Source organism: Bacillus basilensis (assembly GCF_050630465.1).
GTDB lineage: Bacteria > Bacillota > Bacilli > Bacillales > Bacillaceae_G > Bacillus_A > Bacillus_A basilensis.
In genome coordinates, this window is record NZ_JBNTQO010000029.1 from 26398 (window position 1) to 43543 (window position 17146).

A 17146-nucleotide genomic window follows, 5' to 3' on the forward strand; every position below is an offset into this window, starting at 1 on the left:
ATTAACTAGCTAATTTCCTCATAATCCATTCGATAGGTCCTCTAGAAAATTTCTTTCTCCATAATATGCTAAACAAAATACTGAAAATGAAAAATGCAGTAGCAAATAATAAAACAAAAAGTAGTGTTTGATGTTCCATTCTATTTAATAGAATTAATGTCCCAATCCCGATAAATACATGACTTACATAATGAGTTAATGTTAATTGTCCGGTTTGTACAATGGAAGTAACAAACCAATTATTTTCAAATTTTTCAGTGATATAGAGGCAAATTATTAATATAGAAAAGGCTGATCCAGTAGCAGATAAAATGTATAATAAATTTGGTAAAATGGGTCCTGTATTAAACAAAAATGTAGCTGCCTCTTTGCCGATGTATGGAATAAAGTAGTAGGTAAGTCCTTCTGATAAAAGTTCTGTCAATATTGTGGTTGTAATACCGAGAAAGAGTAATCTCTTTCTAATTCTCCTATTATGAAGGTCTAGTCGGCCAATTATCATACCGATTAAGAAGAACGAAAACCAAGGGAAAAAAGGGTGATAACCATTAAAGAATAGATTGCGAAGAAAACCGTTTACTGTCCAGAAGTCTACATAGTTTATAAATGGAGTAGGGCCTCCCCAACCTTCGAAAGTATTGAAAGTAAGCTGAAGAGATTGTGCCAAGAGTAGGATAATAATAGATAACAATAGTAATGCTTTTTTTCGTACTGTAATGAGTAATGCAGCAACGAAAAGGTAAACACCGTAGTAGTGTAATATATCCCCAGTCCACTCCATTACGTATAAAAGTAATCCTAAAATAAATAAGAATAGTGCCCGTTTCCATATGATTTTTCGTCTATTAGAAATTTTTATTTTTTCATTGCTAGCAACAGATGATCTAGTCATTAAAGATATGCCAATTCCAGCAAGTATAACAAATAAGGCAGAAGCTCTACCTTCAAAAAGTGACATGAAAGTTATTAAAAATGGGGGACCATTTCCTTCTGCACCTGTTATCACCATAAAATTAACAAGCAGCATACCAAACATCGCCAAAGCTCTAGCAAAATCCAATCCGATAATGCGCTTTTTTGTATTCACTTCAATCCCTTCTTTCAAAAATGCTGTTTACAGCCTCAATCCATATTTGTTTATAATTCATATCTACATGTAACATCATAAAATTCCCGATATTATCAAGCACTAATGCTAACATATGAGCTTTTGAAACTAGGTTTTTATTTTCAATTAATTGAAGTTCAGTTGCTTTTGTAAGGAGTGATTCAAATCCTTGTAAATATTCTGTTTGCACAGTTAGTAATCGCTCTTTGTACATATCGTTTCTTGAAGATAGTAATACATATTCTTGCAACACACGATTAAAATATGGATCGTTAAGCTGTTCATCTATCATTTTAAAGCCAATTTCAACACATTTCTCAACAAAATTTTCTTTCGTAAATGCTTCTGTATCGAAAAACGCAGAAAACTGCATAGCCTTGCATAATTCAGTAAAGATAACTTCAATTAAAGAATCTTTAGATTTAAAGTAATAATATATAGATGGTTTTGCAATCCCAACTTCCTCAGCAATCATCGTATAAGTTGTTTTAGCAATGCCGTATTCAGCAAATAATCGGTAACTAACATCCATAATTGAAGAGAAGGTTTCTTCACTTTTACTCATTGTAACGCCTCCTTTCATAAAACATATCATGAATTATTTTTATTTTCAACCTACCGTTAGGTAAAAACAAGTCTGTTCTTCATACGGTTCTTTTAAAAATTTATTTCATTTTACATGCAATTATTGAGAAAGTTTCATCTGTAATAAATACAAAGGTAATAGAATTGTTCATAGAGAATTAAACGTAGATTCAATTTTTATCCATCCATTTTGTAAAGAATGATTGCCTAGTGGTAATGGGAAAAGGTTGGGCTACTTTATTAGGGGGAGTGGTTCTATGTTTAATAAAAAAATGGTGGCAATGGCGATGACTGTGCCATTAGTAATGGGGACGCTTTCTACTGTTTCTGCAGTAGAGACAAAGAAACAAGTAAAGGTGGAAGCTTATTCGCCACAGAAAAAAGCTATTGAATATTTAAAAGGGAATGCCAATCAGTACGGATTAAAGCCAGACCTTTCAGACTTGCAATATATTTCTACAACAGAAACGCCTGTAGCTTCATATGTTAGGTTCCAACAAGTTGTGAATGGTGCACCTGTATTTTCAAATCAAATTACAGTAACTCTAAACGGAGAGGGAAAGGGTGTACTTGCTGTTTCTGATTATCAGCCTGTTACAGGTGTGAAGCAAGTAACGGAAAAAATTAGTGAAAAAGATGCAATACAAAAATCAATGGCGTATGTTGGAGAAGCAAGTGAGCAAAACTTATGGGCTCCTACAGATAAAGAATTTGGATACGTTATTGAAGAGGGAATTGCTCGTCCAGTATATAAAGTGGTTGTCCATTCTAATAATCCATTTGGTGCATGGGAAACATTTATTGATGCGGAAAATGGAAAGTTAATTAAAAAGGTGGATATAAACCGAAAAGTAGAAGGAACAGGAAAAGTATTTTTACCTAACCCTGTCGTATCAAGTGGGAGTTTAGCAGGATTAAAAGATAATAACGATGCAGATTCAACAGCGCTAACGAATCAATTAAAAACTGTTACGTTAAAAGGTTTAGATGGGACAGGATTTTTAATTGGAGAGTATGTAACGATATCTTCAAAAGCGAGAACAAAATCTACAAACTTACAATTCAACTATACACGTGCAAATGATAGCTTTGAAGATGTGATGTCGTATTATCATATTGATACATTGCAGCGTTATATTCAAAGTCTTGGTTTTCAAAATATTAACAATCGTTCCATTAAAGTAAATGTAAATGGAACAACAGCTGATAACTCATTTTATTCACCATCAACAAAGGCTTTAACTTTCGGTACTGGAGGAGTCGATGATGCAGAAGATGCTGGCATTATTGCGCATGAATATGGACATTCAATTCAAGATAATCAAGTTCCTGGGTTTGGAAGTTCACTAGAAGGCGGAGCGATGGGAGAAGGATTTGGTGACTTCTTAGGTGCTACTTATGAAGATGCTGTATCGACTACAGGTTACGGAAAAGCGTGTGTTGGAGAGTGGGATGCGGCGGCTTATTCTAGTTCAGATCCAACGTGCTTACGCCGATTAGATACGAATAAAGTGTATCCGAAAGATATAAAAAATCAAGTACATGCTGACGGTGAAATTTGGTCACAAGGACAATATGAGATGGCACAAGCTTTTGGCCGTGATGTTGCAACAAAAATTATTTTACAATCACATTGGTCATTAACGCCAAATTCTAAATTCAGTGATGGAGCAAAAGCGATTAAGCAAGCAGATGCTCTTTTATATGGCGGACAACACGCTGCTGATATCGATCGTATTTGGGCGGCAAGAGGAATTAGTACGAATTAATATAAAAAGTCGTGGCGTTATAAGCCACGACTTTTTAATTTGCTTAAGAACTGGTACTAGTAAATTAAGCTATATGAATGATAGTGTGAATTTATCCGCATTCCATTTATTTTTTCTCGTCTTTAAAAACAAAATGCTCTTTAAATTTCCTAAACTCAACTTTTTGACCGTTTCTCATTGAGCGGAAAGGGTGTTCTTGCCAAGTAATGATTATATCAACCTCATCTGCTTTTGTAGAAACAGGGAAGTTAGCATGTTTAAATCCGATTTTCCCGCTTGCGAGACGACTTTCTTTTCGTGAAAAGAGTTCGTATTTTGTTTTCATATTTGGTTCATTACGAAAGACTTCAACTTGAACGTTATATACTTCGTTTTTGCCAACATTTTTTACTGAAAATTGATAGGTTTGAAATTCATCTTTTTTAGCTTGAAGTACCTTGTTGCTTATTTTTTTCGGTTCATCAATATTCACTTGCCATTGATCAGAGTTTTGGGAGATGGGTAAAGATTTTGGTGAGTAGGCGTATGTTTCATTCACTACAATTAGGCATAACAAAAGAAGAAAGAAACTAATCGCTTTTTTCATATTAACACCTCACTATAAAATTTTTATTAATATGCGTAAATAAAACGGTAAATATGTAATTAAATGGAAAAAGGTGATACTTTGATTCAAATGAATTTGAAAAAACTTAAAGAGATAGTAAATGGAGAAGGATTACAAGAATCCTTTCATCTTATAGAGGTAGATGGTGTCTGCATAAATTCCAAAAATATTAAAGAAGGAAATTTATTCGTTCCAATCATTAGGGTGAAAGATGGGCATGAGTATGTGAAAGAGGCAATGGATAATGGGGCTGTCGCTTCCTTATGGAAAAAGTCTTACGGTACTCCGCCAAAAGGGATTCCAATTATATTTGTAGATGAAACTTTGTTTGCTTTGCAACAATTGGCACAATTTTATCGAAGCGAGATAAATGTAAAAGTAATAGGAATTACCGGTAGTAATGGCAAGACTACGGTAAAAGATATAATAGGAGGCATTTTAAGTTCAACTTATAGAGTGCATAAAACAAAGGGAAATTTTAATAGTCAAATCGGTTTGCCGTTAACAATTTTAGAAATGAAACGAAATACTGAGTTCTTAATACTTGAAATGGGAATGAGTGAAAAAGGACAAATTCGAAAATTATCACGAATAGCTCAGCCAGATGTAGCGATTATTACAATGATTGGACAGTCTCACTTAGAAACGCTTGGATCAAGAGAAGAGATTGCGAAGGCTAAATTTGAAATTGTAGACGGATTAAATGACGATGGACTGTTTTTATATAATGGTGATGAGCCATTACTTTCTCAAAATATTAATATGCTAGGTATAGAATGTAAGTCATTTGGTGGAAAGTATACAAATGATTTGTTTCCAACAAACGTACAATTAGATGAATATGGTGTTCATTTTAAATTAAATAATTCAAAAATACAGTACGATGTTCCCTTACATGGAAAACATAATATTTTTAATACGATTGTCGGAATCGCTGTAGGTCAATTTTACAAAGTCCCTATAGAAAAAATACAAGAAGCATTGCAAGAAATAAATATTACACAAATGCGCTTTCAGTTTTTAACCGCTAAAACAGGTTTTACAATTATTAACGATGCATGGAATGCCAGTCCTTCCTCCATGAAGGCTGCAATTGAAACGTTACAGAAATTAAATGTCTATAATAAAAAAATTATAGTGATTGGGGATATGTTGGAGTTAGGGAGGAAAGCTGAAACATATCATAGAGAAATTGGTAAAATGTTAAATGAGGAGAGCATTCAATATGTATTTACGTATGGAGAGTTAGCCGAAATTGTAGCGGAAGAAGCAAGAAAGAACTATCATACAGGAAAAGTACAGTCATTTGATAATAAAGCCGAGATAGCAGAGGAAGTATTGAGAGTTATAACGAAAAAGGATGTTGTTTTATTGAAAGGTTCACGTGGAATGGCTTTAGAGGAGATTGTACAAAACTGGATGTGAAAAATAAAAATATATTTAAAAGTGCTTGCATTTTATAGGGTGAAGAGATAGAATACTCTGTAAATATAAAAAGTGATGATCAGGAAAAGTACATGATGCAAAGGTCTACAGAGAGCAATCGGTTGCTGGAAAGATTGCGATACCGCATGATGGAAAGACACCTGTGAGTGTTGTTTTGAACGTGATAATTAGTAAAAGCAAACGGTACCTACCGTTATCAGGGCTAAGATGGTCATTATGACAATTTGGGTGGTACCGCGGAAAAATCCGTCCCTATTTTTAGGGGCGGATTTTTGTATTCTTTGAAAGGAGGTGAGTGACCGTGGATGATGACGATGACAACAACAATAACGTAAATAAATATAAAATTACTGGAGGGAAATGTAATGGGTCAAATCATGAAACGTTCACTCACAAAAGAATGTACGGAGCAAAGCGGAAAGGTTGTATCACTTCAAGGATGGGTAAAAAAGATTCGTCATCTAGGTAATGTTAGTTTTTTATTATTACGGGACAGAACGGGAGTAATTCAATGTGTATTAGAAAACGAGTTAGCTGGATTCAAAGTCGATGTAGAAAGTGTTGTCCACGTAATTGGTGAAATAGTTGAGACGTCAAAAACAGAATTAGGCGTAGAAGTACTTGCTCACGAAGTGAAAATATTAAATGGCGCAGAACCACTTCCGTTTGAAATAAATAAAAAGAAGTTACAAGTTGGCTTAGATCAACTACTGAATGAGCGGGTATTATCATTAAGACATGAGAGAACCGCAGCGATATTTAAAGTGAAATCTACACTCGTTCAGAGCTTTAGTGAATTTCTTATAGAGAACGATTTCACACGTATATTTACTCCGAAAATTGTTTCGCAAGGGGCAGAAGGAGGAGCGAATGTTTTTAAGCTTCCATACTTTCAAAAAGAAGCTTATTTAGCACAATCACCACAGTTTTATAAACAGATGATGGTAGCTGGGGGGTTAGAACGTGTTTTTGAAGTTGCACCTGTTTACAGAGCGGAACATCATAACTCTTCCCGTCATTTGAATGAATATATATCGTTAGACGTAGAACTTGGATTTATTCATGATTTTTATGAAGTGATGCAATTAGAAACGGATGTTTTACGATATATGTTTCAACAAGTAGCAAAAAACTGTGAAAAAGAACTACAACTATTACAAATAGAAGTACCTATTATTACAGAAATACCTAAAATCACATTGTTAGAAGCGCAAGAAATTTTGAAAAATAAATACCGGAAAGAGTCGCCAATTGGAGATTTAGATACAGAAGGTGAAAAGCTACTAGGCAAATATGTGAAGGAAACATATAAGAGTGAGTTAGTTTTCATCACATATTATCCGAAAGAAGCTAGGCCGATGTATACGATGCCGAATAAAGAGAATTCATCTATTACTGATTCATTTGACTTATTATATAAGGGATTAGAAATAACATCAGGGGCACAGCGAATTCATAATTATGATCTGTTACTTGCTTCTTTTAAAGAAAAAGGATTACATCCAGATACATTTCAATCTTATTTAAATACATTCCGATACGGTTGTCCCCCACATGGTGGTTTTGGAATTGGATTAGAGAGAGTTGTATACAAACTATTAGAATTAACAAATGTACGAGAGGCGAGTGCTTTTCCGAGAGATTGTACGCGTCTTATACCGTAATAATAAACCCCTTCTATAGTATAGAAGGGGTTTATTCCTTTCAACATATGTTAAAAGGAATAAATTTTTTTTGTGAAAATATGTAAATTATATTAAGAACATTTTATAATGAATTGAGAAAAAGAAAATTCATAAGTTATAATGAAATATGAATATAAAAAAAGTTCATATAATAATGTATGGAAGGGTATGAAACATGCTATATCAAACACAAGCAACACAACAAACACCAGCGTATATAATTTACCTTCTTGATGTAAGCGCATCAATGAATCAAATGATGGATGCAGGGGGAGAAGAAAAAAGAAGAATTGATATTGTAACGGATGCTCTTTCTTTAGCAATTCGCCAAATGGTATTTCGTTCAACAAAAGGTAGTCGCTTGCTTCCAAGGTATAAGTTATCTATTTTAGCCTATAGCGATCATGTTTTTGATTTATTGGGCGGTGTGAAAACAATAGACGAGGTAGCAAGACTGCGCCCATTAGAAAAAATTCAAACGCATCGCTTAACTGATACAGCAAAAGCTTTTTCTGTAGTGGAGAAGTTATTGCAAAAGGAATTACCAAATTTACAAGATGGACCAGCTCCTGTGGTTTGTCATATGACAGACGGTGCTTCAACTGGTGAAGATCCAGAATTAATTGTGCGAAGAATTATGGATATGTCTGTACCTGATGGAAATGTGCTAGTTGAAAATATTTTTATTTCAGATGAAATTATGCAAGAACAAATTACTAATATAAAGAAGTGGGAAGGAATTATGTCAAATACAGAAATTACGGATGAGTATGGTGCAAAGTTGCAAAAACTTTCATCGCCTATTCCTCAAAGCTATCGTGAGATGATGACTGAATATGGTTTCCATATTGCAGATGGTGCGGTGATGATGTTTCCTGGTACAAATGCGGATTTAGTGTCACTTGGATTTCAAATGTCTGCTGCGACGCCGGTTCGGTAGGAGGGAGAAATATGGTGAAATATATCCTGTCGCAAGAGAAAGAAACGGTATTGCAAGAAAAGAAAAGCAAACATTTTACTTATCGATATAGTTATGTAAGAGCAAAAGAAACACAGGATTTAAATGAGAGTGGACAGGACTTCCTAGTATTTCAAGATAATGGAACTAGTTTCATATTTGCGTTATGTGACGGTGTAGGGCTGTCTTTTCATGGTGAAATTGCTGCGGAGTTTCTTGGTATGAAGTTATTAAACTTGTTTGAAACATGTCAAGAAAGTGAACTGGATATTACTACATTATTAAATGAACAGTTAAAAAATTGGATAGAAGAAGCTTCAGAGGAAGTGAGTGCATTTCGATTGCCAGAAGAAACACCGTGGTTACTACGCGATGTTTTGGAAGAAAAGCGAAAACAAGGTAGCGAAGCGATGTTTATTGGCGGGAAAATAGAACGCATTTCAAATCAAGATAAGGCACAAATAACGTTAGTTTCACATGGTGATTCATTTGTGAAATTGTTTCAAAATAATGAGAATTGTTCGGATGTAATGAAGTTTGAGAGAAATATAGAGAAAAGATGGTCTACACAGCGTGGCATTATCGGTGGGGAATTGGCCGTTTTTTCAAAGACATTATCTAGACACGAAGCTAATCGGATAGTTATTCATTCAGACGGACTTGTGTCGCTTAAACAGTATAACTTTGAGGAAGTGTTAAAAGAAATTGAGAGGGCGCAGAACTCCCCGACAAGCGATGATATTTCATTTTTAGATGTTTCTTGGTAACAAACACGATGGAAAAAAGGTGAATAAAAGTGGAAGAGATTATTGTGACATACATAAAACAGTCAAATGAAGAGATAGATATTGCAATTCCTAATGATGTGAAAGCAGTGCAAATTATTGAAGCAATTTTACATCATGAAAAAATAGATGAAGCATTGAGCGGTATCTATGAAATTAGAGTGGCAAAAGATAAAGAAGAATGGCATTCTATTCGAAATGATGAAACGTTGCGCGATAATGATGTGTGGGATGGACAATATGTAATGCTATATAAAAAAGGATCGATTATCCCTTCTTTTGAAATGCTACCGGCAGAAGAAGTTTATAATGAACCGGTTAAACAAGATATATCTACTAGTGAAGAAGATTATGTATGGAAAATTATTGAGTAATAGTTTTTGAATGGGGAAGGAGAAATGTTTTGTGCAAAAATCACCGTATTTTCAACGCTCTCCGCGTGTGAAAGTAGATATACCAACAGGGGATGTTATTATTCATGATCCGCCGAATATACCGGAGGAGCCGAAGTTTTCAATTGAAACAATGTTACTGCCAGCAATGATGACGGTTTTAACATTGGTATTATATTTTGTAATGATGAAATTTATGAAGATGAATTCAAGTTATATGCCATTAATGATGGTTTCAAGTATTCCAATGTTGGGATCATATGTAATTACAACGATGGGGCATTTCCGTAAAAAGAAAGAACATCGTCAAATGGTTGAACAATTACAAACAAGATATTTAGAGCAAATTCAAAAGCATCGAGTGGAATTAGATACGCTAAAGGTTGAACAAGCAAAATATTTAATTACACAAAATCCAAGCCCATTAAAAAGTGTACAAAGAATTGAAAACCGAGACAGTAATTTATGGGAGCGTACACCTGAAAGTCCAGACTTTTTAGATATTCGTATTGGTACAGGAGAAAGACCATTCCTTGTAGAATTGAAGGTACCTGAGCAGAAAGGTTATGAAGAAAATCCATTAGTTACAGAAGCGCAAAATGTGAAAAGGGATTTCAATACGATACCAAATGGACACATTTCAATTTCTTTGAAAAAAAACGACGTAATTGGTGTAGTCGGAAATAAAGAAGATAGACTAAACTTTATTCGAATTGTAACGACACAAATTATGACGCATCATGCACCGAATGAAGTGAAAATAGCAGCCTTTTATCATGAGAAAGAGAAAAAACAATGGGATTGGATGAGGTGGCTTCCTCACGTATGGGATGAACAGAGAAGTATGCGCTTTTTATCTGAAAATCAACAAGATGCACAGAAACTAGCTGAAGTACTATTTACCCCACTTAATATGCGTAGAATCTATAATTCTTCTGCGCAAGCGGATGCAAAAGTTCCTTTAATTCCAATGTACGTCTTTTTCTTATCAGCGAGAGAATTTTTAGAGGATGACCCTTTAATTCCAATGTTACTTAGAGAAGGTGAAAGTGTAGGAGCTTCTACATTTATTTTTGCGGAACAAAAGGAACGCTTACCGATGGAATGTGATCTTGTAATAAGCTTAAATGGAGAAAATGGTGAGTTAGTAGAAACGTTTTCAAGTTCAGCTGAAAATAGTGGGACAACGCGTGCTAGTTTTAAAGTAGATCGACTTTCATTCGAGCGATGTGAACTAGGAGCGCGAAGCATTGCTCCAATTCGAATGAAAAGTTCTACAGCAGCCAACATTCCGAAAGTATTAACATTTTTAGACTTGTTTCAAGCTAAAAACATGGAAGAGTTACAAGTGCTAGAGAGATGGAAAGAAAATAGATATCCGACTTCATTACCGGTTCCAATTGGTGTGAGAGAAGGAAGTAAACCTGTTTTTCTAAATATTCACGATAAAATAGAGAAAAAAGGGCATGGTCCACACGGTCTAATGGCTGGTACAACAGGATCAGGAAAAAGTGAAGTGATTCAGTCTATAATAGCAGCGTTAGCAGCAACCTATCACCCTCATGAGATGGCATTTATGCTTATCGATTATAAAGGTGGTGGAATGTCAAACACATTTGCTGGATTACCACATATTATTGCATCTATTACGAACTTAGAGGATCCAAACTTAATTGAGCGTGCCAGAATATCATTAAAGGCAGAATTAGAGCGGAGACAAAAATTATTCATTCAGGCTGGAAATGTCCAGCATCTAGATGAATATTATGAAACAAGCTGGCGTGAAAAAGAACCTTTACCACATTTATTTATTGTTATTGATGAGTTTGCTCAAATGAAAAAGGAACAACCTGAATTTATGGACGAGCTAATTAGTGTCGCTGCCATAGGAAGAACTTTAGGGGTCCACTTATTATTAGCAACTCAAAAACCTTCAGGGGTTGTAAATGACAAGATTTGGAGTAACTCGCGTTTTCGAATTTGTTTACGTGTACAAGATGACGCGGATAGTCGTGAAATGTTAAAGATTCCAGATGCATCTAAAATCAATGTACCAGGACGAGGGTATCTCCAAGTTGGTAGCAATGAAGTATTGGAATTATTCCAATCTGCATGGAGCGGAGCACCTTATAATCCGGATGAAGAGAAAGTTCTTGATATTGTTGACTTTACAGAAGTGAAGCTTTCCGGTGAAAGAATAAAAGTGAAAAAGCGTCCAAAACCAATGACAAATAGTCCAAAGCAATTACAGGCTTTTATTCAATATGTACAGAGCGTATCAGAAAAAGAAAATATTAAAGCATTACCAGGACCATGGCTGGATCCATTACCAGAAAAATTATTGTTAAAAGAATTTTATGCTATGGAAAATTGGACAATTGCTGATTGGAATAAACCGAAAGAATATTTACAAGTAACAGTAGGATTAATTGATGATGTTGCAAATCAAGCACAATTTCCTCAGAAATTAGATTTACAAGAAGGGCATTTAAATATTTATGGTATGCCAGGTACAGGAAAAACGACGATGTTGCAAACAATTATTATGTCCTTAGCTGTATCTCATACACCAGAAGAAGTGAATTTCTATGTTATTGATTTTGGTCGAATGTTCTTAGATTTTAGAGATTTACCTCATATAGGCGGGATTATACAAGAAGGCGAAAATGAGAAAATGAAACGTCTATTCGGATTTTTAAAGAAGGAAATCACGCATAGAAAAGAGAGTTTTTCTAATATCGGTGCAAAGTCATTCTCTATGTATAACCGAATGGTAGAAAAGAAAATACCAGCTATAGTAGTAATGGTAGATGGTTATATAAGGTTCAAAAATGAATTTGAGAAAGAAAATGAAGTATTAGAATTATTATTACGCGAATCAAGTACATACGGAGTATATTTCTATTTCTCTCTGAATCAAACAATTGATATGTTCGATCGTGTTCGGAATAATATACCGATGGCACTTACATTTGAATTGCAAGATGGAACAGAATATCATAACTTAGTTGGCAGACCTAAATTCCCATTAATTGAAGTTCCTGTTGGCCGTGGATTAATGAAAGGGCAACCGCCGGAACTATTCCAAGCAGCATTGCCGTTTATTGGTGAAAGTGAACTTGAGTACTCTCAACAATTAAAAACAATTATTCAAAAAATGAATGGAGAATGGAATGGTGAAAAAGCAAAAGCTATTCCAATGGTACCTAAAGAAATATTTGTAGAGCATATGATTGAAGAATTAGAAACAGCCCAAATTTCAGCAGGTATAGAAACAGAGGACATTCGTTTGCAAAGTTTTTCTTTAGACGAAATGAGTCATATATTTGTTGGGGGAAGAATAGAAGGTGGAAAAACATCGCTATTACAAACGCTTCTGTTCACGACTGCATACCAATACTCTCCAGAAAAGGTTGAGCTATACTTAGTAGATCTTGGTGAAAGACCTACAGGCATATTAGCTCTGGGAGATTTACCTCATGTAAAGAAGAAGGTTACAGATAGTATGCAATTAAAAGAAATGTTAGATGAATTGTTAGAGTTAATAAATAATAGAGAAGCAGTAATGCCTTCTATAGATTCAAACGTAACAGTGGAGTTTTCATATAAGAGGATAATCATTGCAATTGATGATATTGATCAAATGTTAACTGTATTATCTACTGATTATGAGGCAAAAAACAAAATGGAACTAATAGTCCAAAATTGTAAAAATAAAGGGATTCACTTTATGACTGCGGCTACTACGTCTAGCTTAAATAGCTATTCACATGAAAAATGGTTTGCAGAAATTAGAAAGAGAAGTATTGGTTATTTATTGGGAACGACACAAAATAACGATGTGTATTTCTTTAATATGAAACTGCCACATACTGAAATGGATCAAGAATTATTAAGCGGGGATGGATATTGCATACGTAGAAAGCCAATCAAAATAAAATGTGCATATACACCATTACATTTACTTCGCACGATGACAGATAAAATTAGTGTGAAATGGTCTGAATTAAAAGTGAAATAATATTAAAATAGGGTTAAATTACTAGAAAATAGAATTTTTTTGTAATTTAACTCTTTTAAAATTGTATGAATATAGTTTATAATCTAATTGTTGTATCATTTATGATTTGAAAGGGGAAATTATTACGATGGCAGAAATTAAAATCACACCAGAAGAACTTGAAAGAATCGCAGGAAACTTTAAAAACGCAGCAGGAGAAGCACAAAGTCAAATTAATAGACTTGAAGGCGATATTAATAGTTTAGAAGGACAATGGGCTGGGGCAACACAAGCGAAGTTCCGTGGAGAATTTATCCAATCTAAACAAGCAATGCAGCAATATATTCCAATCTTAGAGGGTATTTCAACAGACTTAAAACGTATTGCTGATAAATTCCGTAACACAGATAACGCATACTAAGAATAGAACAATTGCAAAAGATCAGGAGCTATTGTTCCTGGTCTTTTTTTTGAAAAATTGTTATACGAGAGTAAGGGGATAAAATGGGATTCCGACCAGAAGTAGGAGAAAAAATTAGTCTTAATAAAGATGTTTATCGTTTTGAGAAACACCCAGCTGTAATTGGTATTGAAATGCCCTATGGTCAAGAGGGAAGACAAGGAACAGTCTATCAATTACAACAGGAAAATGGTGTGGAACGAATTGCATTAAAAGTTTTTAAGGAACGCTATCGCGAGGAAAAACATCAACTAGCATTTTTGAAACCACTTTCTTCCTTAGTAGGTCTTAAAGTATGTTCACGCTATATCGTTACTAAAGAAGAACATACATCTGCAATCGAAAAATCAGAAGATCTTGCTAATAGTATTGTAATGCCTTGGATTGAAGGTCCAACTTGGGCTGATATTTTACAAGAACAACTAATGTTATCAAAAGAACAATGCTTCTTTATTGCAGAAGCATTTCTTACAACACTTAAAATGATGGAGGAAAATGAAGTTGCTCATAATGATTTATCGTCTAGCAACGTACTCATACCTTTCTTAAGTGAAAATCGAATTGAAGGCCAACACTATATCGAACTTGTTGATGTTGAGCAAATGTATGGTCCAAAAACGAAAAGACCTTCGTTATTGCCAGCAGGTTCAGCGGGCTACGCACCAATGTATTTAAAAAGTGGAGTATGGCAAAAAGAAGCCGATCGATTTGCAGGTGCCATTTTATTAGGAGAAATATTGAGTTGGTGTAGTGAAGAAGTTCGAAATAAAAAATGGACGGATGCAAGTTACTTTAAAACGGAAGAAATGCAGACAGAATGTGAAAGATATACGTTACTTCAGCAAGTATTACATAATCAATGGAATGGGGAAATTGCAAAATTATTTAAGCAGGCATGGAGTAGTAACTCTTTCGCAGAATGCCCAAGCTTTGCACAGTGGTACGATGTATTTAATAGCGTGAGAGAAAGAATAAAAATTGATGCGGAAAGGCAGTCAGCAGAAGAACACTCTCTTTTTGTATCAAAATGTTTGGAAATTGCAAGATTATTAGAAGAGAGAGGATTTAAACAAGCGGCATTATATGAGTATAAAATAATTTTCAATTCACTCAATCCATCAACAGCTCTGCAAAAAGAACTCGCATATATCATTCAAACTATGGAGAGTCAAGAGCCTGAAATAAATAAAAAAATGGTCCTACAGCATTATTTGGAATTAGCTACTGAATTGGAACGAGAAAACAATGCAGCATTTGCTTGTTTCGTCTATTCACGAATCGTACAATTTCCAAACATTGATCAGGCATTAAAGCAGGAAATTGAAAGCATTATTGAAGAGATAAAAGAAGGACAAGGAACAGAGTCGCAGCAAGAAGTAGCAGCTACAATTACAGTTCCAAATAGTATTCTACAGAGCCGGAAACAGACGAAAAAACAAGTGGAATATGATATAGATGATGAGATTTTAAATGCAAAAGCATCAAATCAACCACTTACAGTAGCGCATGAACAAAGTGAACCATCAGCTTTTTCTACATGGTGGAAAAAGAATAAAAAGCGAATTTTGATTATTGGTTCAACTGTAGTGGTTGTTATAGGTGGTTCAACGTTATTTTATTTCTACACAACAAACGCTAAATATCAAAAGTTTATGGAACAAGCACGACAAGCTTATGATGATAAAAAATATATAAAAGCAGAAGAAGCTGTTGGGCATGCAATTGCTGTGAAGGGTAAAGACGAGGCATATCTCCAATTAGCAACGATTTACGTTGCTGAAGGAAAAAATAAAATTGCAATCGATTATATTACAAAACTAATAAAAGATAGAGAAATAGATAAAGAAAATAATGAAGCTGCTTATTTATTAGCTTCAGCAAATTTCCGCATTGGAAAATATCAAGAAGCAGTGCAAAATTTTGAACAAGCGTTAGCGAATAATGCAAAAGGAATTGAACCATACAAAAAAGATGCGATGCGAGATTTAGCTGTAAGTCATATGAAAATGAAAGAATTTGAAAAGGCAGAAGATGTTATTGTCAAAATGAGCACGAAAACAAATGAGGATAAGGCAATTGTTTCGTATTTAAAAGGTCAACTTTCAACAGCAACTGTACAGTTAGACAAAGCAGAATCTTTCTTTAAAGAAGCTATTATGCAAGATTCAAAGAATGCCATATATACAATTGAACTTTCAAATTTATATGTGCTTTGGAATAAAACAAACTTAATTGATAGTGCGAAGAAAGAAATAAATTATCAACAAGCATCGCACATTTTACAAGTAGCGATTCAAAAAGATATGAAAAATATTGAGTTGTTAAATCAACTAGGAATTGTGTATTACGAAGCGGGCCAGTTTTATGAAACGCGAGATGGCGCAAAGAGTACTGCTGCATATCAGCAAGCGTTAGAAGCTTACAATAGAGTTGTCAGCAGTGGAACACGCGACATAAATACACTTGTAAATATAGGGATTTTATACGATAAAGTGGGACAAGGAAATGAAGCAGAGAAGCTTTTCACAGAAGCATACTCACAAAACGATGAAAATCCGCATGTGAATTTTGCATTCGGGATGTTTAAAATTAAACAGAAAAAATACGAGGAAGCAAGTCGCTTCTTAAGAAAAACAGTGCAGGCAAATGAAAATGAATCTGAAGTAAGAGCCGCGCAAGAAAAACTAACAGAAATGAAAACAAACGGTTGGATTCAATAAAGATAGGAAAAGGGGAAAAGGACATGGAGGAAAACAATAATAACTTAGGGAAAAAAGTCGCTATATCAGTAATGTCAGTAGCTTTACTAGGAACGTCAGGATATCTTGTTTATGACAAAGGCTTTAGGACAGCAGGAAAAGAACCAGTAAAACTAGCAAGTAATACAGAAGAGAAAAAAGATGATCGTATTACAGGGGGCGATTTACAATCTATGTTCCCAAATTTAGTCGCTGATCCTGCAAAAAAAGATGAAAAACCCGGCGAAAAACCAACTATTAATTTAGCAGATTTAATTGGAAATAATAAATCACCAATTACACCAGTAACGTATAAACCTGATGAAGTATCGGTGGAAAAGAAAGATCCACAAATCAAATTATCAGATGCACCAACTCCACAAAAGTTAGATTTGCCAACTAATATGGTTGGACCTGTGGCGGATATTCCTAAGTCACCAACCGAGGCGAATACACCAGTGGACCCTAAGTTACAGGTAGATCCGAACGCTAAGCCTTCAGTAGATCCAAATACGCCAGTGGTAGATCCAAAGCCACCAGTGGTAGATCCAAAGCCACCAGTGGTAGATCCAAAGCCACCAGTGGTAGATCCAAAGCCACCAGTGGTAGATCC

Annotated in this window: 12 protein-coding genes, 1 pseudogene and 1 other annotated feature; of the genes and pseudogenes, 10 read left to right on the forward strand and 3 right to left on the reverse strand. The window is 34.7% G+C overall.

The window, feature by feature from the left end; genetic code table 11:
- Nucleotide 1: 1 nt before the first annotated feature.
- Both ACQVV1_RS28480 and ACQVV1_RS28485 read right to left on the reverse strand, forming a co-directional pair.
- Nucleotides 2–1087, reverse strand: a complete 1086-nt coding sequence (locus tag ACQVV1_RS28480; protein WP_242251762.1) for a DUF418 domain-containing protein — start codon at nt 1085–1087, stop codon at nt 2–4.
- Between the two features lies 1 nt (nt 1088).
- A complete protein-coding gene (locus tag ACQVV1_RS28485; protein WP_431169855.1) occupies nt 1089–1673 on the reverse strand; it encodes a TetR/AcrR family transcriptional regulator in 585 nt (194 codons plus the stop codon).
- A 277-nt stretch (nt 1674–1950) separates the two neighbouring features.
- Between ACQVV1_RS28485 and ACQVV1_RS28490 the strand changes: the two genes are divergently transcribed.
- Nucleotides 1951–3462 (forward strand): M36 family metallopeptidase, encoded by a 1512-nt coding sequence (locus ACQVV1_RS28490; RefSeq protein ID WP_242251766.1) that lies wholly within the window; start codon nt 1951–1953, stop codon nt 3460–3462.
- Between the two features lie 106 nt (nt 3463–3568).
- Here ACQVV1_RS28490 and ACQVV1_RS28495 read toward each other — a convergent pair whose 3' ends face one another.
- The gene (locus tag ACQVV1_RS28495) at nt 3569–4048 is read right to left on the reverse strand and encodes a hypothetical protein (RefSeq protein ID WP_431169857.1); all 480 of its coding nucleotides are present in this window, start codon (nt 4046–4048) and stop codon (nt 3569–3571) included.
- A 63-nt stretch (nt 4049–4111) separates the two neighbouring features.
- On the opposite strand from ACQVV1_RS28495, the gene ACQVV1_RS28500 reads away from it, so the two are divergent.
- The 9 genes and pseudogenes from ACQVV1_RS28500 to ACQVV1_RS28540 form a co-directional block, all read left to right on the forward strand.
- Nucleotides 4112–5494, forward strand: a complete 1383-nt coding sequence (locus ACQVV1_RS28500) for a UDP-N-acetylmuramoyl-tripeptide--D-alanyl-D-alanine ligase (RefSeq protein ID WP_242251770.1) — start codon at nt 4112–4114, stop codon at nt 5492–5494.
- Between the two features lie 66 nt (nt 5495–5560).
- Nucleotides 5561–5772, forward strand: a binding site (T-box leader).
- Nucleotides 5773–5880: 108 nt separating this feature from the next.
- Nucleotides 5881–7179 (forward strand): aspartate--tRNA(Asn) ligase, encoded by a 1299-nt coding sequence (gene aspS / locus ACQVV1_RS28505; protein WP_242251772.1) that lies wholly within the window; start codon nt 5881–5883, stop codon nt 7177–7179.
- Between the two features lie 196 nt (nt 7180–7375).
- Nucleotides 7376–8140, forward strand: a complete 765-nt coding sequence (locus ACQVV1_RS28510) for a vWA domain-containing protein (RefSeq protein WP_242251774.1) — start codon at nt 7376–7378, stop codon at nt 8138–8140.
- 11 nt (nt 8141–8151) lie between these two features.
- On the forward strand, nt 8152–8925 hold the full coding sequence (locus ACQVV1_RS28515) for a hypothetical protein (protein ID WP_242251776.1): 774 nt from the start codon (nt 8152–8154) through the stop codon (nt 8923–8925).
- A 29-nt stretch (nt 8926–8954) separates the two neighbouring features.
- The gene (locus ACQVV1_RS28520; RefSeq protein WP_060630646.1) at nt 8955–9317 is read left to right on the forward strand and encodes a ubiquitin family protein; all 363 of its coding nucleotides are present in this window, start codon (nt 8955–8957) and stop codon (nt 9315–9317) included.
- A gap of 31 nt (nt 9318–9348) precedes the next feature.
- A complete protein-coding gene (gene essC, locus ACQVV1_RS28525; RefSeq protein ID WP_242251778.1) occupies nt 9349–13356 on the forward strand; it encodes a type VII secretion protein EssC in 4008 nt (1335 codons plus the stop codon).
- A 127-nt stretch (nt 13357–13483) separates the two neighbouring features.
- Nucleotides 13484–13756 (forward strand): WXG100 family type VII secretion target, encoded by a 273-nt coding sequence (locus ACQVV1_RS28530; protein ID WP_000807831.1) that lies wholly within the window; start codon nt 13484–13486, stop codon nt 13754–13756.
- Between the two features lie 83 nt (nt 13757–13839).
- Nucleotides 13840–16515 (forward strand): tetratricopeptide repeat protein, encoded by a 2676-nt coding sequence (locus ACQVV1_RS28535; protein WP_242251779.1) that lies wholly within the window; start codon nt 13840–13842, stop codon nt 16513–16515.
- Between the two features lie 23 nt (nt 16516–16538).
- Nucleotides 16539–17146: pseudogene (locus ACQVV1_RS28540) on the forward strand (hypothetical protein); the annotation flags it as partial.